This is a genomic window from Aquisalimonas sp. 2447, from assembly GCF_012044895.1.
Classification (GTDB): Bacteria; Pseudomonadota; Gammaproteobacteria; order Nitrococcales; family Aquisalimonadaceae; genus Aquisalimonas.
This window is the reverse complement of the sequence record NZ_CP050695.1, coordinates 1327760-1346990: the sequence shown is the minus strand read 5'-3', so window position 1 is coordinate 1346990 and position 19231 is coordinate 1327760. Positions and strand designations below refer to the sequence as shown.

Genomic DNA, 19231 nt, shown 5'->3' with positions numbered 1-19231 from the left:
ACAAGGAGAAGCCCATGACTTTCGATCACGCGCGTATTGCCACACACCCCACGAACAACGGCCAACCATGCGGGGAGAACGCTTCCCTGCACAATCCGATTTCCCCTGACGGCACCCCCAGCCTGGGTGAGCGTTACACTGTGCCGGCCCGCTGCGGTCGGGCCGTGCGGGTGAAGGCCGGACAGACAATCCGCATCATCAACACCCATGGCACCCAGGTGTGCGACACGTGGGCGTTCAGCACCGCCAACATCAATGAGTTCATTTCCATGGAGCATGCCCGCGCCTGGATCGACGGGCTCATTCCGAAAGTCGGTGATCCGCTGCTCAGCAATCGGCGCCGTCCAATGATGACGCTCACGGCGGACACGTCCCCGGGCGTGCACGACACGCTGATCGCCGCCTGCGACCTGTACCGTTACATGACCTTGGGTGTGGAGGATTATCACGACAACTGCTCGGATAACCTGCGTCTGGCCATGCAGGCCATAAAGACGCCGGTCAACGAGGTTCCCCAGCCCTTCAATATCTGGATGAACATTCCCGTGAACCAACGCATGGGCATCGAGTGGGAAGCCCCGGTGGCCAACCCCGGAGACTACGTGGATCTGAAAGCGGAGATGGACTGTATTGTCGCCATGTCCGCCTGTCCCCAGGACATTATTCCTATCAATGGGCGCGAGTGCGTACCGGTGGAAGTCCATTTCGAAGTGCATGACGGCTAACGCCTGTTCATGAATGGGACCCGCGATGAGCAATAACACGACACACTCCGTCATCGAGGCGATGGACGGTGACGATCTGTGGCGGGATCTGCACGACCTCGCCGTCTATGGCCGGCGCGATGACGGTGGAGTCGGCAGGCTTACGCTGGACGCAAACGACGTGGAGGCGCGCATCTGGCTCATTGAGCAGGGCAAACACCTTGGTTGCACTGCGCGGGTGGATGGCGCCGCCAACGTCTTTCTGCACCGGCCGGGTCTGGAGCCCGACCTTGATCCGGTGCTGGTGGGGAGCCATCTGGATAGCCAGCCCGCGGGGGGTGTCTACGACGGTGCCTTCGGCGTGCTCGCCGGCCTGCAGCTGTTGAAGGCGCTGCACCAGTGCGACGCCTCCACGCGACGGCCTGTCGAAGTGGTGTCGTGGACCAACGAAGAGGGGGTGCGCTTCGCACCCGGTACCTCAGGTTCGGCATGCTTCAGCGGCACGCGCACCCTCGAGGCCACACGCGCGCTCGAAGACGATCAGGGCGTCACCTTTGGTGACGCCGTAGACGCCTGTCTGGCACGGCTGGACACCATGGACGTGCCGCGTGTCGGGTTCGGCACCCCGGTCCACGCGTTCTTGGAGGCCCATATCGAGCAGGGGCCGGTACTGGAGCGCGGGGGCCATTCCGCCGGGGTGGTCACCGGCATCCAGGGGGTGAGCTGGTACCGCATGACTGTGAACGGCCGTGCCGATCACGCCGGAACCACGCCTCGGGCTGCCCGCGCTGATGCGCTGGAGGCCGCCTGCGCGCTGACCATGGCCCTGCGGGAGCTTTGTCGCGATCCAGACGACCGCGTCCGCTTCACGGTGGGTCGGTTTCAGGTGCATCCGGGCTCGGTGAACACGATTCCCGATCAGGTGGTATTCACTGTCGACCTACGCCATCCCGAGGGCGCGACCCTGGATGCCCTAGACGCGCGTTTCAAGGGGCTGGCGGCTGAGCAGTGGGCGGGTTGTCACGTGACGCTTGAGCACCTCTCCCGCATCGACCCGGTGGATTTCCCGTCGTCCGTGGTGGAGACCATGGAGGCCGCCGCCAGCGAGTTGAACATCGACGCGCCGCGGCTGGTCTCCGGCGCGTTCCATGACGCAATTCACTTGGCGGGACACTGCCCCACAGGCATGGTGTTCATCCCCTGCGAGAACGGGGTCAGTCATCACCCGGCGGAGAACATCACGCCCCGGGATGCGCTGGCCGGCGCGCGCCTCATCGCCGCCACGGCCCTGCGGCTTGCCAACCAGTGAGTAACGACTCCATGCACTCCGATGAGAACGAGTTTCGCCCCCTGGGCGGCAGCGAAGTGCCCCGTTATGCCGGCCGCTCAACGTTCATGCGCCTGCCGCAGATCGAGGATCCAACTCGGGTCGACATCGCCTTACTGGGCCTGCCGTGGGACAGCGGTTCCACCAACCGCGTGGGCCAGCGGCATGGGCCACGGGAGATACGCAGCCAGTCCACACTCATGCGCGCCGTTCATCAGGCCAGCCGCGTGTCCCCCTACGATCTTTGCCGTGTGGCCGACCTGGGTGACGCCCCGGTCAACCCCATCGACCTGCAGCAGACCCTTGAATGGGTAACGAACCACTTCCGCCGCATCCATGAGGCGGGCGCCGTGCCACTCACTGCGGGTGGAGACCATCTGGGCTCACTCCCGATCCTGCGCGGCATCGCCCGGGAACGGCCGGTGGCCATGGTGCAGTTCGATGCCCACTCCGACACCAACGACACCTATTTCGGCAACAATCCCTATACCCATGGCACACCGTTCCGGCGTGCCATCGAGGAGGGGTTGCTGGAACCGAACCGGGTCATACAGATCGGGATTCGTGGCTCCATGTACGCCGCTAGCGATCTGGACTGGGCGCTGGAACAGGGCGTCCGCGTGATCGAGATGGAGGAGTTCTTCGAACTCGGTCCGAGAGGCGTTCTCGACGAAATTCATGAGATCGTCGGCGATGCGCCAACCTACGTGACCTTCGACGTGGACTGCCTCGACCCCGTCTACGCACCGGGCACGGGCACCCCCGAGATCGGCGGCTTCTCTACCGTGGACGCGCAGACGATGCTGCGCGGTCTGCGCGGACTGAACCTGATAGGCGGCGATGTCATGGAAGTGTCCCCGCCATTCGACAGTTCTGGGCTTACAGCGCTCACAGGCGCAACCATGATGTTCGAACTCCTTTGCGTGCTCGCTGATGCAGTAGCTCGCAGAAGATAATGTTCGATCCTGTGCCTTTGTTGTTTTGGCAAGGCTGGAAATCCCAATACCAACCACGGTGACGTTTTGACCAACTTTCAGAATCAGACCGGCTGCGGCCTATCCGCCGAACAGCTTGACGCCTACTGGATGCCGTTTACGGGCAATCGCCGGTTCAAGTCCGAGCCGCGTATGATCGTCAGCGCGGATGGCGCATATTTCACCGACAGCAACGGACGTCGTGTCTTCGACGGCGTCTCGGGGTTGTGGACGTGCGGGGCCGGCCACAACCGCAAGGAGATCAACGAGGCGGTTACCGGGCAAATGAACCAGCTGGACTACGCGCCGGCATTCCAGTTCGGGCACCCCAAGGCCTTTGAGCTGGCTCACCGCCTCCGGGATTATTTACCCACCGGTCTGAATCATGTGTTCTTCACGGGCTCAGGCTCGGAGAGCGCCGACACGTCGCTGAAGATCGCCCGAGCCTACTGGCGAAAGAAGGGAAAACCGGCGAAGACCAAGTTGATCGGTCGCGCCAAGAGCTACCATGGGGTCAACTTCGGCGGCATCAGCGTCGGTGGTATCGGCGCTAACCGCACCCCGTTCGGTGAGGGCCTGAACGCGGACCATCTGCCTCACACACTGATGCCCGAGAATGCCTTCACACGCGGCCTCCCGGAAACAGGCGCAGAACGGGCCGATGACCTTCTGGAACTGATCGCCCTCCACGACGCCTCCAACATTGCTGCCGTGATTGTTGAGCCGATGGCCGGATCGGTGGGTGTACTCCCCCCGCCCAAGGGATATCTCCAGCGCCTGCGGGAGATCTGTGACGCCCATGACATTCTGCTCATCTTCGATGAGGTCATCACCGGTTTCGGACGCATGGGTGCCAACACGGGGGCGGAGGTATTCGGCGTCGTGCCGGATATGCTGAACTTTGCCAAACAGATCACTAACGGCGCTATTCCCATGGGTGGTGTGGCGGTTGGCAGTGACATCTATGACACCTTCATGAAAGAGGGTGGCCCCGAGTACATGGTGGAGTTCCCCCATGGCTACACCTACTCCGCCCATCCCGTGGCGTGTGCGGCCGCGCTGGCCTGCCTCGACATCCTGGAACAGGAGTGCCTTGCAGATCGGGTCAGGGACATGAGTCCCAACTTCGAGCAGGCCCTGCACAGCCTGCGCGGTGCACCTTACGTCAGCGACATACGCAACTGCGGGTTTGCCGGCGCGCTGCAGATCGAGAGCTACCCGGGTGAACCCGCACGACGCCCCTTCGAGATCGCCATGAAATGCTGGGATATGGGGTTCTACGTCCGTTCCGGGGGCGACACCATTCAGCTCGGCCCACCCTTCATCAGCACCGCCGAAGAAATCGAACGGCTTGTCAATGCGGTCGGCGATGCCATTCACGAGTTGCTCTGACACCCCCAAGGGAAACACTGAACAACTCCCAAGGAGTCCGACCCATGCCCCGCGCCCCTCATGACGACAGCAGTTCTGGGAAATCAGCACCGGACAGTCTCCGGCCCCGGGACGTACCCTGCATCTATTCCGACGTGCCGCCCTTCATGGGGGTGTCGCACTACAGCGGAGCCTTGCCACAGGGGCTCGACCTGGCCGTGGTCGGCATGCCCTACGATGGCATCGCGACGTTTCGCGGCGGCGCTACCCGACGCGCGCCGCAGGAAATCCGGAAGTACTCCCTTCTGTTCGGTGAGTACCATCTGGACTGGGATCTCGACATGTTTGCCCATTTGCACCTTGCCGACGCCGGTGACGTGGACGTCTGCCCGCCGAATACGGCCGAGAGCTACCTCCGCCTGGAGCAGCGCATCGCCGATATCCGCACCGCCGGAGCAGCGCCCTTGACCATCGGTGGCGACCACGGCGTGACCTATCCGGCCGTCCGTGCCGCGACGGCAGACCTGGAGAGCAGTACAGCTGGCCTGATCGTCTTCGACACCCACCTTGATCTTAGCGAGGCCCTGGCCGGAGACCGTCTGACCCGTGCCTCACCGCTTAAGCGAATTGCCGAGTTGAATGCGTTGAACCCGCAGCAAATCGTGGTCATTGGCGCACGTGGCCCTCGCAACCTCCCGGAGTGGCCGATCTTGGCCCAGGAGCTTGGGATCAGTGTGTTCACCATGGAAGCGGTTGAGCGCGACGGAATTCATGCCGTCACCGAGCGCGCACGCGCGATCGCCTCCATGGGTGGGACTCGGCCGATCTATATTTCCGTGGACATCGACGGCGTGGATCCGGCCTTCGCCCCGGGCACCAACAGCCCCGAGCCTGGAGGTCTAACTAGCCGTGAGATCATTCGTGGCGTGCGTCTCGCTGCAGAAAGGGGCTTTTGCGGTTTCGACGTCGTAGAGGTCTCACCGGATTTCGATACGGCTAGTGGTACAACATCCATTCTCGCCGCGCGTCTTCTGGTCGAAGCCATGGCAGCCGTTTCGGCAAACAAGGCCGAGCGTACGGGCTGTTGGCGCTAAACCAAGCCCTTCCGAATACGGTCAACAGGCGATTGGCGACCCGCAGCGGTCCTTCCCGCGCAATTGTTCAGCGTCTGCTTTACCGCCGAAAACGGTTGTAGGCTCGGGCGAGGAGGTGTCTACGCATGAGGGAAGCCTACGGTCGCACCATATCGGAAACAGCCTGCCCCACTGACGCGAAGGAGAGCACAGCCTGTCGGAACGGGTGCCCCGGCGCCCGCGGTGACACACGGAACACGAAGAGGTTGGAGGAGACCTCGCGATGGCCGAACGCCAGCCCGGCACCGAACCGCGTACCCGCAACCTCCGAGAGAGCTGCACGAGCTGCAGCCTGAATGACCTGTGCCTGCCGGTCGCACTGGATACCGCCGGCATCGACGCCCTCGACGGCATCGTCGAACGGAGACACGCCTTGGCGCGGCGGGAGATCGTCTATCGTTCGGGTCAGCGGTTTCACTCAGTTTACGCCATCCGTGTCGGCGCAATGAAAAGCGTGACCGTTACCGAGGACGGCGAAGAGCAGATCACCGCATTCCACCTTCCCGGCGAACTGTTGGGGCTGGACGCCATCGGTTTCGATGCCCATCCGTCCACGGCCGCGGCCCTGGAAACGACCCGCGTGTGCAAAATCCCGTTCGGGGAGTTGGCGCCTCGCCACATTCTTGATCAGCCTGTCGGACCGATACGCCCAACGCGGCCTTGCCGCCACGCCGATTCGCTTGCGCATGTCCCGGCACGAACTCGGCAACTATTTCGGGCTCGTGCCGGAGACCGTCAGCCGGCTCTTCCGCCGGTTCGTGGACTATGGCTGGATAAGCGTCGAGGGGCACTCCATCGGTCTGGACTACGCGGGGGCGCTGCGTCTTCTGACCCGTAGTTCCTCTCGGGCGGTACAGCAGCAAAGCATGTAGGCGCATCGGTTGCCCGAGGCACTACTCGTCCAGGCGGTCACTAAGATCGGGCGGCACCGGTACATCACCCAGAATATCGCGCAACGTCGCGAGCAGTTCATCCAGAGCATCCTGCGCAACATCCGCGTTCACGCGGCAGTCTCGCAGCAGATGTGCGCGCAGTCGCTCCAGCCCGTCAGTTGATGCAGGGTGGTCGGCATCGAAGCCGATCCTCCTTCCGTCCACGGAGAAGAATAGCGAGCCGGCCGAGTCGCCATCGGTGCGCTGAAACGCGATGAACAAGCCCATCGTGTCATCTCCGGCGTCCCAATGCATATCGGCGATCAGGACCACTGTCGGACCGAGGGGCAACGCCCTCGGCAGTTTCGGGCCTGCTTGCTTCATAACCGATACCCTCCCACTTTATCGGCCACGTCGCGTGCACTCATTGATGGGCGCCACCGGAACTGCGCGGCGAATAGGCTAAGGACCAGCGGCTGATGATGCTGCTCATCGCGGCCAATGTGGCTTTCGCACTGCAGTTCTTGTTTTTCCAGAGCTGGGCGGACCTGCCCGCTGTCGTTGCTATGGTCCTGGGCACAGTGGGAATGTTCATGTTGAGGGGCATCCCCATGCGCGTGTTCCTCGGCCTGGCGGCACTGGGCTGGATCGCCAGTCACGCCCTGATCGGCGCGAGCTGCTGGCAGAGGCGCTGGTGCTGATCACAAACATGATCACCATCTACCGAATTCACGGGGCGAACCGGCTGTTGAAAGCGGCGAGGACTCAGCCCGTTTGATCAGGGTCACACAGCACCGGCAATTGTGAAGGAGTGATATAGCAAACAGCACCGGCGACGCAATCAGAAACGGGGAAGAGTGACCTGACTCGGCCCTGCGACAGCTTCTGACACGCATCGACGAGGAACTTGAACGACGCAACCAGGCCCAGGGTACGGAACCTGGGGCATCAGAGTCCGCAGAAGAGCCAGAGTACCTTGCTGCGCTGGAGGAGCGACTCCTGCGTGAAGCTCGGCGCTACCTGACCAACGGGCAGCTCATCCGAGGCTGAATGCCGGCTCGCTACGCCGTCCAAACCGAGGGACCATCCACGGCAAGGCAGAACACGATCCGTCAACTAGGCGCGTCAGCGAATACTCGAACACGTGTGGCCAACGACCTCACGGATATTGAATCAGAGTTCCACACTACCTTATCAAGCCGCCACCCGGACGAATCCGGAATGGCGGTTGCCGTGCAACAAATCGCTGGCTCGGAATTTACTGGTTCTTGGCAGCCGCCTGAGTCACCTTCTTGGTGCTTTCCTGCGCAGCCTTGGACACGTTCTGGGCGCTGTCTTGGGTGACCTTCTGCGCGTTCTGGGCGAAGGCCTGGTTCAGGGACACGACCTTCTCGACGTCACCCTTGACGCGCTCGCCTAGCTCCTTGGCTGCCTGCTGCTGGTTCTGGAGGAACTAGCTCTATACGCCAGAGCGGAACACGACCTCGCCCGGAACGAGACCTCCCCGCGAACCGACACGTAGTCGCTGTCGAACACGTTGACGTCCCGATCGGCGCAGACACTCAACAAACCGACGCCGATCCGGATGGTGCCATAGACGTTCCCCGGATCACGGAGCACGGCACAGCGCCGACTATCTACCGATCTGCCGGCTCACAAGCCAGGCAATCAACGGCGGCAACAGGGCCCACTGCAGCAGCGGCAGTAACCCGGTCCCTAGAACGGGCAATACCGGCATATGCTCGGCGTAGATCCAGCGCTGCGCGATTTCCGTGGCATGCCATTCGAACACGATGGTGATGGCAATACCCACCGCGATAAACACACCGAGGTGTGGCAACCTCGGCTGCAGTATCCAGTACCGGTTGCCCCAGAAAAACGCGACCACCCAATAGCCGGCAAGTGCGATCAGTGCATCCCCGCCGGTGGCCCGCGTGCAGAACAGGATGGCATCCCAGTGGCCGGCTGTGGGCATCCCCGCGAAGAACGGAACCTGCAGAAACTCCCACGGGTAATTGACCAGGAACGCGAACAACAGCACGTTAAACTCGGGCAAGTCCAGAATGCTGCGTGCGTTCCGCATGCCGGCGGTTACCATGCTGTCTCTCCCCGTTCGGGCGGTCTCATCGGCGTGCGGCGGATGCCTTGAACGCGTGCGTTCTCGACCTCCCAAGCATCACATGTCCGGACCACTCAACACTTGATCCGGGTCAATGCGCCGGCGACCCCACAGGTCTAGCGTGGATAGTCACAGTACTTACCACTCCGGCAAGTAAGAGTGGTGGCGCCATGACGGTGCAAGACTTTCGCAGTTGGCTGTTGACCAGGATCACCGGGGCATTCCTGCTCTGGGCGATCTCGCTGTCGGTGGCGGCTGGGTACGCCTGTGCGCCACTGCTCGATGCCGGATCGCCTCTGCTGGCCGACAGCGGAAATGCCACCACCCCCTCCCAATCGGCACCCGATGCCTGTAGCGAGCACCCGCCCGACACCCAGGGCAGCGTGAGCAAACCACTGGCCGACGATGCCAATGGCCTTGATGTCGATGGTGCCTCTTCATACGGGGTGCTTCGCCGCTCGGCCTACGGTGCACCGAGCGTCGCTTCCCTCGTGGCCTCCCGGCAGCGTATGTCCGCGGGGTCGCAGCCCGTCTATCTCGCCACGGCGCGCCTGCGACTCTGAGTGTCTCCCCTGGCCATGAGCCTGCCGCACGTCTGCGGCGTACCGCCTCATGCCGGGTCGTTAACCTTGCGCTGAACGCCAGCGACCTGCGCGCCAGACGCACCCGACCCGCTGGAGGCCCATCGGATGTCCCGGACCACCGGGGCAATCCCCAGGGAGACAAGACAATGACTATGAACCGACGGCGTTTTCTGGTCGCCTCAACCACGGTGGTCGGTGGTGCGGGCGTGTTGGCTGCAACGGTGCCATTCATCAGCTACTGGACGCCCAGTGCGCGTGCCAGGGCCATTGCAGCCCCGGTGGAGGTCAACCTCGAGGGGCTGGAACCCGGGCAGCAGATCAGCGTCGACTGGCGCGGTCAGCCGGTCTGGATACTGCGACGGACCCCGGAGATGCTCCAGCGCCTGGACGCCCTGACCGATTCCGGTGAGTTGCGAGACCCGTACGCCGAGGTCGCAACACAGCAACCGTCATACATCAGCGGCGCTCAGCGCTCCGTACAAGACGAGTACCTGGTCGTGGTCGCGATCTGCACGCACCTTGGCTGCGTCCCTTCGTTTCGTCCTGAACCGGGCTCGATCACCGCGGACTGGCCAGGGGGCTACTTCTGCCCATGCCACGCGTCCCGGTTCGACTTCGCCGGGCGCGTGTTTCGCGGCGTGCCGGCGAGCACGAATCTGGTGATTCCACCACACCGCTACCTGTCCGAGTCCCGGATCGAGATCGGTGTTGACCCCGAGTAACGCGCACGGATGCTGACTGGCTCGCTGGCAAACGCAAACGGAACCGCTGTCAGTCATCACAAGAACGGGCTGTGCGCTAAAGCGACAGTCAGGAGGAACGTCATGAGAGTCTCTTACATGGATCAAGGGTCCCCTGTCAGCGTCCTGATCGGGGGGTGCAACGGCCCCTTTACCGAGGATTCGTCCGCCTCCTCGGGCACTGAAGTACGGATTCTTCCCCTCCCCGACGCGGGCAATGACGGCGGTTACGACGTAGCCGACAGGGCAGCGAACAAGCGGGTCGGCCAGACGCCCGTGACGGTCAGCCAGCTCGTCGAGATCCTGCAAGCCGATGGCGGTGCGGACGCACTGTTCCGGCGGCTCCCCGAGCTCGACCCGCAGGACGTCCGCGACGCCGTAGACTACGCGGCGCGCTGGGGATTGCTGCGATGACAAACCAGGATGACCCAACAATCAAATTCGGCGCTGGCCCTGCGGGCCCGACATGCGCGATCCTCCTGAGCATCAGCAACCGGCCGATCTATGCCGCAGAAAGATCCACGATGCTGTCACAGGATCTGCACCTGCGTTCGCTGTCGTTGCAGCCACTAGAACATGCCACTGCATCTGAGGGGGGAGCCTGCGCATGGCAACCGATTCGCCTGAAACACCGCCTTGCGGCGCTGCGTGCGGCAGCGCCACGGAGACGTTGAATCGCTTCTGCTTCTGCCGCACTGTCGATCAGCATCTGCTGCGCGAGCAGCTCCTGTCGGAGCAGCAGGATGCGGACCTCCACGAGGAAATTCTGGCGACCCGCCCGCATCTGTTCTCCAGGACTGCCGTGTTCCTGAGCCAGCAACATGCCGATGCAATGAGTGCGCTGATCGAGGCAGTGGAACAGCTCGTGGCCACACCGGCGTATCAGCAACACGTCATGGGCTGGGCACGACCCATCGCCCGGCAGCGATTCGGACCACTGGGCGCATGCATGGGATACGACTTCCATCTGGGCCCGGACGGGCCGCAACTCATCGAAATCAACACGAACGCCGGCGGTGCCTGGCTCAATGCCGCCCTGGCGCGAGCCCAGACGCCCTGCTGTTCCAAGCTAATGGAGGATTCCACCGCAACGCCACCTCCTTCCGCCCTCGAGGACCGCTTGTTCGCCATGTTTCGCGACGAATGGGCCCTGCAACGGGGGGACGCGCCACTCGAAACCGTGGCAATCGTCGATGACTCCCCGACCGAGCAGTACCTGTATCCGGAGTTCGGCCTGGCCGCCCGGATGTTCCGGCGACACGGGGTCAGAGCCGTGATCGCGGATGCCGGCTCACTGCGGTATGCCGAGGGCAGGTTATGGCATGAAGGCACCGCCATCGACCTCGTCTACAACCGCCTGACCGATTTCACGCTGGAATCAAACGAGCACACGGCTCTGCGACATGCCTATGAGGCGGATGCGGTCGTGATGACCCCCAGCCCGCACACCTACGCCTTGTATGCTGACAAGCGCAATCTGACTGTACTGACGGACCAGGAGCTACTGCGCCAGTGGCAGATCCCGGAGCACACCATCACCACGCTGCTGAGCGGCATCCCGCGCACCGTCGCAGTGACAGCCGAGAACGCGGACACCTTGTGGCAACAGCGGCGGCATTTGTTCTTCAAACCGGCCAGCGGGTACGGAAGCAAAGCCACCTATCGCGGCGACAAGCTGACCAAGCGTGTCTGGGGAGAGATTCTCGAGAACCCCTATGTCGCCCAGTCCCGCATTTCCCCAAGCGAGCGCGGTGTCCTGGTGGACGGTGAACAAACCACACTCAAGGTCGACCTGCGTAACTACGTCTACGCCGGCGACGTTCAGCTCATCGCGGCCCGGCTGTACCAGGGGCAGACCACGAACTTCCGCACGCCAGGGGGCGGCTTCGCATCCGTATTCGTCTAGGGAAACTGACGAAGACCTCGAATTCCGGCCCCGCTCTCACCGGAATTTGCGATGCGATGGCCACGCGGAAAACGCGAGAAAATAGAGAAACAGGAGGTTCACCAGCGGGATCACGATCAACAGGCCGAGCCAGCCCGGATACCCGGCCTTGCTGCAGATCCGCCAGAACGGGATGACGACGATGGCCGCCATCACCAGCATCCAGATGAGGTGAAACCCAACCATTCCTTCGTTCATCATCATTGCTCGGTCTCCCGGCTTCCCGTGTTACCCGGCCCATGGTCCTGGTGTTCCCCGTGCTCCTGGCCACGGGCCAGATCCAGACCGTGGGCACCTGCTTCATCCGGCGTGAACGTCTCAAGTTGCAGCGTCGCAAAGTAGAAGCCGAAGCTGTTGACCAAGAGTGACTGGGCCTCATCAAGTATTCTGGCGTGTTGCTCCGCAGAGCTGTCGTCGTCGATTCGCAGATGCCCCGAGAAAATATGCTTGCCGGAAGTGAGCGTCCAGGCATGGGGGTGATGGACATCCCGCACGCCGTCGATCGCCTGGAGCGAGGCGCAGACCTCGTCGACGTCAATGTCCGCCGGCGCATGCTCCATCAGGATGGATATGGAATCACGCAGGATGCCCCAGGATGCCACCAGCACCATGACGCCGAAGGCCATGCCGAGAATGGGGTCGATCAGCAGGAACCCGGTGAAATGGATGACCAGGGCGGCGGCGATGATCCCGAAGCTGCCCAGGAACGTTTGCACCACGTGCCAGAAGGCGCCGCGTGTGTTGATGTCCTCCTTCTGATCCTTGTACATGAGCGCAATGAGCCAGACCTCGGTCATCAACCCGACGGCGGCAACGACGAACATCGGCGTGGTCGGCAACTCGATGGGCGACTGCAGGCGCATCGCTCCCATGGTCAGCGCCACGAGCGCCATCACCAGCAGGGCCGCGCCATTCATCAGTGCGCCGATGATCTCGGCGCGCTGCCCGCCGAACGTCTGGCGAGCGGTCGGCGGTTTGCGTGCGATCTTCATGGCGACAAGCGCCAGGACCACCCCACCGACGGCAGAGAAGGTATGTGCCGCATCGACGATAACCATCACCGATCCGGTGTAGAGGCCCACCGCCATCTCGAAGACGAAATAGGCACCCGTCACCCAGGCGGCAATCTTCAGCCCGCGTTTACTCCCTGGCGCGTGCACCGCATGATCATGTCCAGTCATTAAGCACTCCGTGGGTAACAGCGATGAGCCGATTGCTTCCAGGCATCAATGGGTATGGCCTCCGCTCTCGTCCCGGGCGTGGCCGTCATCGTCGTCATGCCCGTGGTCATCGTCGTTATGGGCGTCGTCGTCATGGGCATGATCATCCTCATGACCGTCACCGTGATCGTGGTCATCCCCGTTATGGGCATGATCATCGGCATCCGGCAGGGACTGGACACCAACCCCGTGACCATAGACCAGTTCGCCGCCGTAGTGGCCGGCCACCACCAGTGGCACCGCCGCGATGGCTGCCGCCAGGACAAAACCGCGCCCCTCGCGCTGGTTACGCAGCCAATGGCGTGCCGCCCACACCGTCAGCAGCCCGAACGCCGCAGCGGCGATCAGTGCCCAGTTGCGATGGGTGGTCATGACGGCGTGGGAGGCCGCATCGTGGGGAACGGTGTTGTAGGCGTACCAGCCGCTGAGCAACGTCCCAACGGTGAACAGCACCCCCACGGCGAGATTGACCCGGGCGGCGATGCGGACCGTGCGGCCGAACGCCCCGGGCGGGCTGAAATGGGCAACGATGTAGAGCAACACGGCGACGGAGAACAACGCCACCGTGAAGTGAACGAAAATCGGGTGCCAGTTGGGCAGTGATTGCAGCATTGCTTCCTCCTTGGCCCCGGCCGCCGCGAGGGGCGGCCAGGGTGACGGGCCTCTCAGTGGTCGTGATGGTCGTGGCCGCCACGGTCATCGTGGTCATCGTGGTCGTCGTGATCATCATGATCAGCGTCCACGGTCTCACCACAGGCCTCCCGGGTCTGCCGGTCCACCATCACGTGCGATGCCTCCAGCAGGGCGTCACAGCGGGTGTCCGCATCCACGCGGTCGGCCTGAACGTACATGTGACCGAATTGTGGGACCGGCAGCATCTCGTGGCGTTCATCGGCGGCGTAGGGCTCCGGGTTGTCCCGCTCCAGGTAGGACCAGGCGCCCTCGCCTTCCTCCGCCCCGTGATCATGGGCATGGTCATCATGGTCGTCGTGATGATGATCCCCGTGGTCTCCGTGGTCTCCGTGGTCTCCGTGGTCTCCGTGGTCTCCGTGGTCTCCGTGGTCTCCGTGGTCTCCGTGGTCTCCGTGGTCTCCGTGGTCTCCACCATGATCGTGGTCATGGTCATTCCCGGCCAGGGCCAGCGGTGAGGCCGCTAGCGCGAGAGCGAACAGCAGTGTTGCCAGTATTTGCCGATCCATGATCAGTGTCCTCCGAAACTCGGGCCCGGCAGCAGCATGTCGTGCTCCAGGTGGATGATGTCGTCACGCCGACCGACGGACTGGTTGAGCGTGTGGTCGAACTGCATGCTGATGCCGAACTGCACGGTGGTTTCGTGCTCCAGGCCGACCCCCTGGCGCAGATCGCCTTCGTAGCGCTCGTGAGCCACCTGGGCCACCGCATCGATGCCGTTACCCAGTCGCCAGGCGAAGCTCGGCACCACCGCGTAGCGGCGGGCGTTGTCGAAATCGCCGTAGTCCTGCCCGGCCACGGTCAACGCCGCCTGCCAGCGCTGCTGGAGATAGGGACGATGGCGGTAACGCAGGGAGGCCACGGCTGTCGCAGCGTCACTGCGGGCCCGCTGGAGGCCACTCTCGAGCGAACCGTAGTCCTCCCCCTGACTCCACATGAGCTGGGTGTCCAGGTGCAGCAGCCGCTCCGGGTGGCCGCTGACGTTGAACCCCGCCCCGAGCTGGACGGTGACCAGGTCGCCGTCGTCCAGATCATCCCGCTCATCGAAGGGCTGGACGTCCACCGAGAGGCCCGCAAAGGTCAGCCCGCGGTCGGTATCCATGGTCTCCGGCACGTAGTAGTGCAGACCGAGGGAGCCGCTGTTGAAGCTGCCGTAGTCCGGATCCCCCGATGCCCCCTCCGGCCGGGCCAGGGCGGCAGCGGTCATCCTGACGTGTGGCGTGAACCACCAGTCGGCCGCCGCCTGTTCGCCGTACAGGGTCAGGGTGTCGCTGTCGCCCGCCAGGCGGGCGTTGGGCACGTGGGTGTAGTCAAGCAGATCGTCATCCCGCACCGTCGGGAAACGCAGCAGGCTGTTCGGCAGGCCAGTGCGCCCGACCCGTGCCTCCCACTGCCGCCCGCCGACACCGGCGTAGGCCTGGTGCAGGAACACGCTCTCGTTCATATCGGTATCGCCCAGGGCCTTGAAGCCGAAGGCACCGAAGCCGTAGTGGTTGTCGTCATGCAGGTGCTTGGCGAAGCCGAAGAGCAGACTGGAGTCCTCGACATTCACCGTCTCGTCGGACGTGCTGCCATCGTCCGGGCGCTCCATCTGCTCCAAGTCCACGGTCGCCAGGCCGCGCCCGCCGATGACGATCTCGGGGGGCACATGGGGGTCGATCTCGAACGCACTGGCCGGCAGCGCCACCGTGAGGAGCGCACCGGTCATCATCAGGGCATGCTGTTTCATGCGGCACCTCCTCACTGGTTGATGGTGGTAGACGGCACGTAGGGCGGATCGCCCATGTCCTCGTACTCGAGCATGGTGATCATGCCCCCGGGGTAGATGCCGTTGTTGCGGCTGTGGATCTCCTTGTGATCGTGGAAATCCCAGAAGCCCGGGTTGTTGCCGTAGACGATGATGTCCACGGTCTTGCCCGGGGTGACCGGCACCGTGTTGAGCTTGATGGGATACGGCAGCGGGTTGCCGTCCTCGGCCACCTTCCAGAACTGGTGCCCGTGCAGGTGCATGTGGTGATCCGCAATGCCGCCGTTGATGAGCCGGATGCGGATGTACTCGCCCTGGCGGATGCGCAGGTGGCCGTGCTCGCCCACGGTGGACGGGTATGACTTGCCGTTGATGGCGAAGAAGTTGGGCGTGATGGTGCCGCCGGGGGCGTTGCCGCGGGTGTACGGCGGCCGCCAGCCCTCCTCGATGGCCTTGACGAAGTCCTCGTAGCGCTTGAAGAAGCCGTGGGTGGCCGGCGACAGCCGCCCGTCGCCCATGAGCTTGTTCACCTGCCCCATGCCTTCCAGCACCTCGTTGATGTGCTCGCGGGTGAACTCGAGATCGAAGCTCTCCAGCACCAGCACGTAGTCCCGCTCGTAGGGGAACTGCTCGCGGATGGGGTCGTTGGGGGAGTCGATGATGAACGCCCCGTGCAGGGCGGACATCATGTGCAGCGGCGTGCCCCAGTGGCAGTGGTAGAAGCGCGTGCCGTGGGGGCGGGCCTGAAAGCGGTAGGTGAATGTCTCCCCCGGGTGCACCGGGTCGTGGGACATCATGGGTACGCCATCCATGGTGTAGATGAGATCCACCCCGTGCCAGTGGATGGTGTGCATCTCCTCGGTGTTGTTGGTGACGTTCACCTGGATCCAGTCGTTCTCCTGGACCCGGAACACCGGACCGGGCACCTGGTTGTTGAAGGCAAACGCCGGAAACTTCATGCCGGGCAGGAGTTCGTGCTCGATCAGATCGAAGGTCATGTCGAACACCCGGTAGTCCACGTCTTCGGGCGCGCCCGGAAGAACATGACGGTCGTGGTCGTGGGCGTGGTCCTCCATGAACATCATGGAGCCCTTGCCCGGCTCGTGCAGGTGCCGGGGCGCCACGCCGAACTCCTCCGGCGAGCGGCCCGAGGCCGCAAACGGTGCGGCGGCTACGGCGCCGCCCGCGAGCGCCCCTGCGGTCTTGAGAAAGCGGCGACGCACGGGATCGGTCGCCGCGCCGGCATCGTCGTGCCGATCATCGTGATTGCTGGACATGCTTCCACCTCGTTGGAACGAATCGGGAAAGCGCCCGCGGGGCAGTGGCCCGCACGGACACGCGCGCGTTCAAACGAGGTGTCTGGGAGGTCTCAGCAGCGTGTCGATTCGATGATGGGGATGACCGGGCGGATCGCCAGCAAAGTGCTCCCCCGGAGGGCTGAATTCGGGGCTGACAGAGCCGGCAGGTGCCGCTGCCAGGCAGGACCCGCAGAGCCCGCACTGGGCCGCGTGGTCGTGGTGATCGTGGGTGTCATCGCCGTGGTGGTCATGACCATGCGACGACTCCGCCACCTCACCGGCGCCGTCGTGCAGATCCGGCACGTGCGCGTGCACAGCTCCACCAAGGAGCAGTTGCGCGACCAGAATAACGATGACGGCCCAACGAAGACGCAGCATGGTGAAATAAGGTACGCCTCACACGGGTACAGCGCAATTTCCACCGGACAGACAAACACTCGGCGATTTTGGTGACCCCATCCTCCTGTGTCTCGATGCCGGTGGCATCAAGATAACGAGACAAGCCCATGGCCACGTCGTGGCCATGGGCTGTGACGATTACTGCGTACCGAAGACGGTGACTTCTTCGCCATCGAAGGCATGAACCTCCAGTGGCTCGGGTTTCGGGCCGGGCATCCCCGGAGAGCCGGTCGGCATACCGGGCAGAGAAATACCCGTGATCTCCGGGCGTTCCTCCAGCAGGCGGTGGATCAGGTCCGCATGGACGTAGCCTTCCACCACGTAGCCGTCCACGAGGGTTGTGTGGCAACCCGCCATCTCCCGGGTCACGCCGTGCTCGTGCTTGAGCACCGGGATCTCGTGGGTGGGCTCGGTGTCCACCGTGAATCCGTGCCCGCGCAGGTGATCCGCGTGGGCCTCGCAGCAACCGCACTGCGGGTTCTTGTACAGCGTGGCGTGTAACGGGTCGTGGTCGGCATGGGCGAGACCACCGACCAGGAGCCCGCTCGCGGCGACAATTGAGAACATCAGGTTTCTCATGGTTGTAGCTCCGAATAGTGGTGTTCAGTCGCGCACCCGGAACATCCCCATCATGCCCCCGGCCTGGTGCTCGGCCACGTGGCAGTGGAGCATCCAGTCACCCGGCTCCTCGGCGACGAAGGCCACTTCGACGGTGTCCTGCGGGTCCATGAGCATGGTGTCGCGCAGGGGCTGATGGGGCTCTTTCTCACCGTTGCGCGTGAGCACCCGGAAGTGGTGGCCGTGCAGGTGGATCGGGTGGTGCCAGCGGGTGTTGTTGCGGAAGATGATCCGGCAGCTCTGGCCCCGGGTCAGGGTGAACAGCGGCTCGTGGTCGTGCCCGTTCGGCGACGCGACGGGCTCGCCGTTGACCGTCCACGCCATGCCCTCGCGCATCATCGCCATCATCTGCTCCCGGCCCATGCCGCCCATCATGCCGCCACCGAAGACCACTTCGTGGGTTTCGGCGCCGTCGACATCCGGCTCGGGAACCGGGTTGGCCGGGAGCTCCGGCGGCATCTCGCTGGCACCATCCCGCACCGGCTCGCCGGTGACCGAGAAGGCCATGAGCTGGTACTCCCTGCCCTGGTAGAAGTCATCACGCACCACCAGCGGCCGATCCGCTTCCGCCGGGTAGTCGATGACCAGGTCCGCCCGCATCCCCGGGCCGATAACGACCCGGCCGCCTTCGGGCTCGCGGGGGACGACGGGCTGCCCGTCCAGGGCGATGACGTGCACGGGCAGATCGTCGAAGGTCAGACCGAAGATCCGGCCGTTGGCAGCGTTCATCAGACGCAGCCGGACCCGCTCCCCCGGGCGCACATCCATGGTGTGCGGCAGCCGGCCGCTGATGGTGACGGTGTTGCCGATGCGGCCGGCATGGGTGACGTCGTGCATGTCATGGAAGTTCTCGACCACCTGCCCCTCGCGGTCGAGCCGCCAGTCGTCCAGCAACCAGGCGATATCCCGGTCCACGGGATACGCCTCCGGCTCCTCGACGATCAGCGCCCCCACCAGCCCGCGGGCGAGCTGCTCCGGGCCGTTGAGGTGCGAGTGATACCAGTAGGTGCCGGCATCCGGGAGATCAAAGACGTACTCGAACGTCTCGCCAGGCTCGACCGGCGGCTGGGTGACATGGGGCACGCCGTCCATGGCGTTGGGCAGCCGGATGCCGTGCCAGTGCACGCTGGTGGATTGGGCGAGGCCGTTATCCAGCAGGATGCGGAGCTGCTCGCCCTGGCGGTAGCGCAGGGTCGGCCCGGGCACAATACCGTTGTAGCCCCAGGCGCCGGAGACATCGGGGCCGACGGGTTTCAGTGACCACGCCGCCGGCCCGGTGCGCAGGCGCACGAAGCCATCGTCCGTGGTCACCAGCCCGCGACTCCAGGCAGGCAAGGCGGCGAGCCCGAGTGCGCCGGCGCTGCCGGCCAGAAACGCGCGGCGTGACAGCCGCCAGGGGCGGTCATGTTCGAACATGGTTTGTTACTCCTCGTCAATGCAGGGTCGGCGGAATGCCGACAGATCCCGAGCTCTCTGAGAGAGCCGATACG

General features: G+C 63.9%; 24 protein-coding genes and 1 pseudogene. 13 read left to right on the top strand and 12 right to left on the bottom strand.

Annotation, left to right across the window (positions count from 1 at the left end; all coding sequences use genetic code 11):
• Positions 1–14: 14 nt before the first annotated feature.
• The 7 genes and pseudogenes from KU884_RS06355 to KU884_RS06325 all read left to right on the top strand — a co-directional run bounded on the left by KU884_RS06355 (position 15) and on the right by KU884_RS06325 (position 6381).
• A complete protein-coding gene (locus tag KU884_RS06355; protein WP_167781873.1) occupies positions 15–725 on the top strand; it encodes a DUF1989 domain-containing protein in 711 nt (236 codons plus the stop codon).
• A gap of 25 nt (positions 726–750) precedes the next feature.
• A complete protein-coding gene (locus KU884_RS06350) occupies positions 751–2013 on the top strand; it encodes a M20 family metallo-hydrolase (RefSeq protein ID WP_217351431.1) in 1263 nt (420 codons plus the stop codon).
• Between the two features lie 11 nt (positions 2014–2024).
• Positions 2025–2987: an agmatinase gene (gene speB, locus KU884_RS06345; protein WP_167781870.1), complete on the top strand. Its 963-nt coding sequence runs from the start codon at positions 2025–2027 to the stop codon at positions 2985–2987.
• Between the two features lie 66 nt (positions 2988–3053).
• On the top strand, positions 3054–4397 hold the full coding sequence (locus tag KU884_RS06340; RefSeq protein ID WP_217351430.1) for an aspartate aminotransferase family protein: 1344 nt from the start codon (positions 3054–3056) through the stop codon (positions 4395–4397).
• A 44-nt stretch (positions 4398–4441) separates the two neighbouring features.
• Entirely contained in the window at positions 4442–5470 is a 1029-nt protein-coding gene (locus KU884_RS06335; RefSeq protein ID WP_167781868.1) for an agmatinase family protein, read from the top strand.
• A 262-nt stretch (positions 5471–5732) separates the two neighbouring features.
• Positions 5733–6050: pseudogene (locus tag KU884_RS19250) on the top strand (cyclic nucleotide-binding domain-containing protein); the annotation flags it as partial.
• Positions 6049–6381, top strand: a complete 333-nt coding sequence (locus KU884_RS06325; RefSeq protein ID WP_371807959.1) for a helix-turn-helix domain-containing protein — start codon at positions 6049–6051, stop codon at positions 6379–6381. The pseudogene KU884_RS19250 and the gene KU884_RS06325, both read left to right, overlap by 2 nt.
• A 21-nt stretch (positions 6382–6402) precedes the next feature.
• Here KU884_RS06325 and KU884_RS06320 read toward each other — a convergent pair whose 3' ends face one another.
• Entirely contained in the window at positions 6403–6765 is a 363-nt protein-coding gene (locus KU884_RS06320; RefSeq protein WP_167781864.1) for a hypothetical protein, read from the bottom strand.
• A 95-nt stretch (positions 6766–6860) separates the two neighbouring features.
• Between KU884_RS06320 and KU884_RS06315 the strand changes: the two genes are divergently transcribed.
• A complete protein-coding gene (locus tag KU884_RS06315) occupies positions 6861–7082 on the top strand; it encodes a YgjV family protein (RefSeq protein ID WP_217351429.1) in 222 nt (73 codons plus the stop codon).
• A gap of 557 nt (positions 7083–7639) precedes the next feature.
• Here KU884_RS06315 and KU884_RS19105 read toward each other — a convergent pair.
• Positions 7640–7765, bottom strand: coding sequence for a hypothetical protein (locus KU884_RS19105; protein WP_256368084.1), 126 nt, complete (start codon positions 7763–7765; stop codon positions 7640–7642).
• A 249-nt stretch (positions 7766–8014) separates the two neighbouring features.
• Positions 8015–8479, bottom strand: coding sequence for a hypothetical protein (locus KU884_RS06310; protein ID WP_254432195.1), 465 nt, complete (start codon positions 8477–8479; stop codon positions 8015–8017).
• 191 nt (positions 8480–8670) lie between these two features.
• Here KU884_RS06310 and KU884_RS06305 point away from each other — a divergent pair, with 191 nt between their 5' ends.
• The 4 genes from KU884_RS06305 to KU884_RS06290 all read left to right on the top strand — a co-directional run bounded on the left by KU884_RS06305 (position 8671) and on the right by KU884_RS06290 (position 11730).
• Positions 8671–9063, top strand: a complete 393-nt coding sequence (locus KU884_RS06305; RefSeq protein ID WP_167781863.1) for a hypothetical protein — start codon at positions 8671–8673, stop codon at positions 9061–9063.
• 167 nt (positions 9064–9230) lie between these two features.
• Positions 9231–9806 (top strand): ubiquinol-cytochrome c reductase iron-sulfur subunit, encoded by a 576-nt coding sequence (petA, locus tag KU884_RS06300; protein WP_167781861.1) that lies wholly within the window; start codon positions 9231–9233, stop codon positions 9804–9806.
• Between the two features lie 102 nt (positions 9807–9908).
• Complete coding sequence (locus KU884_RS06295; protein WP_167781860.1) at positions 9909–10238, top strand: hypothetical protein; 330 nt, start codon at positions 9909–9911, stop codon at positions 10236–10238.
• A 193-nt stretch (positions 10239–10431) separates the two neighbouring features.
• Complete coding sequence (locus KU884_RS06290; RefSeq protein WP_167781858.1) at positions 10432–11730, top strand: circularly permuted type 2 ATP-grasp protein; 1299 nt, start codon at positions 10432–10434, stop codon at positions 11728–11730.
• Between the two features lie 36 nt (positions 11731–11766).
• Here KU884_RS06290 and KU884_RS06285 read toward each other — a convergent pair whose 3' ends face one another.
• Genes KU884_RS06285 through KU884_RS06270 form a run of 4 tightly spaced genes read right to left on the bottom strand, consistent with a single transcriptional unit; the run spans position 11767 to position 13840 of the window.
• On the bottom strand, positions 11767–11973 hold the full coding sequence (locus KU884_RS06285; RefSeq protein ID WP_217351428.1) for a hypothetical protein: 207 nt from the start codon (positions 11971–11973) through the stop codon (positions 11767–11769).
• Positions 11970–12950 (bottom strand): cation diffusion facilitator family transporter, encoded by a 981-nt coding sequence (locus KU884_RS06280; RefSeq protein WP_167781856.1) that lies wholly within the window; start codon positions 12948–12950, stop codon positions 11970–11972. The genes KU884_RS06285 and KU884_RS06280 overlap by 4 nt, the downstream gene beginning before the upstream one ends.
• 45 nt (positions 12951–12995) lie before the next feature.
• Positions 12996–13601 (bottom strand): DUF2231 domain-containing protein, encoded by a 606-nt coding sequence (locus KU884_RS06275; protein ID WP_167781855.1) that lies wholly within the window; start codon positions 13599–13601, stop codon positions 12996–12998.
• A gap of 53 nt (positions 13602–13654) precedes the next feature.
• Positions 13655–13840: a hypothetical protein gene (locus KU884_RS06270; RefSeq protein WP_167780695.1), complete on the bottom strand. Its 186-nt coding sequence runs from the start codon at positions 13838–13840 to the stop codon at positions 13655–13657.
• Between KU884_RS06270 and KU884_RS06265 the strand changes: the two genes are divergently transcribed.
• Positions 13841–14137 carry a hypothetical protein gene (locus KU884_RS06265; protein WP_174813717.1) on the top strand — a complete coding sequence of 99 codons (297 nt, stop codon included), beginning with the start codon at positions 13841–13843 and terminating at the stop codon, positions 14135–14137.
• Positions 14138–14190: 53 nt separating this feature from the next.
• On the opposite strand, the gene KU884_RS06260 is transcribed toward KU884_RS06265, so the two are convergent.
• From KU884_RS06260 to KU884_RS06240, 5 genes are all read right to left on the bottom strand, one after another.
• Positions 14191–15408: a hypothetical protein gene (locus KU884_RS06260; RefSeq protein ID WP_167781853.1), complete on the bottom strand. Its 1218-nt coding sequence runs from the start codon at positions 15406–15408 to the stop codon at positions 14191–14193.
• An 11-nt stretch (positions 15409–15419) separates the two neighbouring features.
• Positions 15420–16703, bottom strand: coding sequence for a multicopper oxidase family protein (locus tag KU884_RS06255; RefSeq protein WP_167781852.1), 1284 nt, complete (start codon positions 16701–16703; stop codon positions 15420–15422).
• Positions 16704–16772: 69 nt separating this feature from the next.
• The gene (locus tag KU884_RS19245; RefSeq protein ID WP_167781850.1) at positions 16773–17102 is read right to left on the bottom strand and encodes a DUF2946 family protein; all 330 of its coding nucleotides are present in this window, start codon (positions 17100–17102) and stop codon (positions 16773–16775) included.
• Positions 17103–17261: 159 nt separating this feature from the next.
• Positions 17262–17702 carry a DUF411 domain-containing protein gene (locus KU884_RS06245; protein WP_167781849.1) on the bottom strand — a complete coding sequence of 147 codons (441 nt, stop codon included), beginning with the start codon at positions 17700–17702 and terminating at the stop codon, positions 17262–17264.
• A 24-nt stretch (positions 17703–17726) separates the two neighbouring features.
• A complete protein-coding gene (locus KU884_RS06240; protein ID WP_167781847.1) occupies positions 17727–19157 on the bottom strand; it encodes a multicopper oxidase family protein in 1431 nt (476 codons plus the stop codon).
• Between the last annotated feature and the right edge of the window lie 74 nt (positions 19158–19231).

Excerpts from the sequence above, each read along its gene's own strand:
- KU884_RS06355 (WP_167781873.1), top strand. The coding sequence starts at position 15 with ATGACTTTCGATCACGCGCGTATTGCCACACACCCCACGAACAACGGC.
- KU884_RS06350 (WP_217351431.1), top strand. The coding sequence starts at position 751 with ATGAGCAATAACACGACACACTCCGTCATCGAGGCGATGGACGGTGAC.
- speB (WP_167781870.1), top strand. The coding sequence starts at position 2,025 with ATGCACTCCGATGAGAACGAGTTTCGCCCCCTGGGCGGCAGCGAAGTG.
- KU884_RS06335 (WP_167781868.1), top strand. The coding sequence starts at position 4,442 with ATGCCCCGCGCCCCTCATGACGACAGCAGTTCTGGGAAATCAGCACCG.
- KU884_RS06325 (WP_371807959.1), top strand. The coding sequence starts at position 6,049 with ATGCCCATCCGTCCACGGCCGCGGCCCTGGAAACGACCCGCGTGTGCA.
- KU884_RS06320 (WP_167781864.1), bottom strand. The coding sequence starts at position 6,765 with ATGAAGCAAGCAGGCCCGAAACTGCCGAGGGCGTTGCCCCTCGGTCCG.
- KU884_RS06315 (WP_217351429.1), top strand. The coding sequence starts at position 6,861 with ATGATGCTGCTCATCGCGGCCAATGTGGCTTTCGCACTGCAGTTCTTG.
- KU884_RS06310 (WP_254432195.1), bottom strand. The coding sequence starts at position 8,479 with ATGGTAACCGCCGGCATGCGGAACGCACGCAGCATTCTGGACTTGCCC.
- KU884_RS06305 (WP_167781863.1), top strand. The coding sequence starts at position 8,671 with ATGACGGTGCAAGACTTTCGCAGTTGGCTGTTGACCAGGATCACCGGG.
- petA (WP_167781861.1), top strand. The coding sequence starts at position 9,231 with ATGACTATGAACCGACGGCGTTTTCTGGTCGCCTCAACCACGGTGGTC.
- KU884_RS06295 (WP_167781860.1), top strand. The coding sequence starts at position 9,909 with ATGAGAGTCTCTTACATGGATCAAGGGTCCCCTGTCAGCGTCCTGATC.
- KU884_RS06290 (WP_167781858.1), top strand. The coding sequence starts at position 10,432 with ATGGCAACCGATTCGCCTGAAACACCGCCTTGCGGCGCTGCGTGCGGC.
- KU884_RS06285 (WP_217351428.1), bottom strand. The coding sequence starts at position 11,973 with ATGATGATGAACGAAGGAATGGTTGGGTTTCACCTCATCTGGATGCTG.
- KU884_RS06280 (WP_167781856.1), bottom strand. The coding sequence starts at position 12,950 with ATGACTGGACATGATCATGCGGTGCACGCGCCAGGGAGTAAACGCGGG.
- KU884_RS06275 (WP_167781855.1), bottom strand. The coding sequence starts at position 13,601 with ATGCTGCAATCACTGCCCAACTGGCACCCGATTTTCGTTCACTTCACG.
- KU884_RS06270 (WP_167780695.1), bottom strand. The coding sequence starts at position 13,840 with ATGTACGTTCAGGCCGACCGCGTGGATGCGGACACCCGCTGTGACGCC.
- KU884_RS06260 (WP_167781853.1), bottom strand. The coding sequence starts at position 15,408 with ATGAAACAGCATGCCCTGATGATGACCGGTGCGCTCCTCACGGTGGCG.
- KU884_RS06255 (WP_167781852.1), bottom strand. The coding sequence starts at position 16,703 with ATGTCCAGCAATCACGATGATCGGCACGACGATGCCGGCGCGGCGACC.
- KU884_RS19245 (WP_167781850.1), bottom strand. The coding sequence starts at position 17,102 with ATGCTGCGTCTTCGTTGGGCCGTCATCGTTATTCTGGTCGCGCAACTG.
- KU884_RS06245 (WP_167781849.1), bottom strand. The coding sequence starts at position 17,702 with ATGAGAAACCTGATGTTCTCAATTGTCGCCGCGAGCGGGCTCCTGGTC.
- KU884_RS06240 (WP_167781847.1), bottom strand. The coding sequence starts at position 19,157 with ATGTTCGAACATGACCGCCCCTGGCGGCTGTCACGCCGCGCGTTTCTG.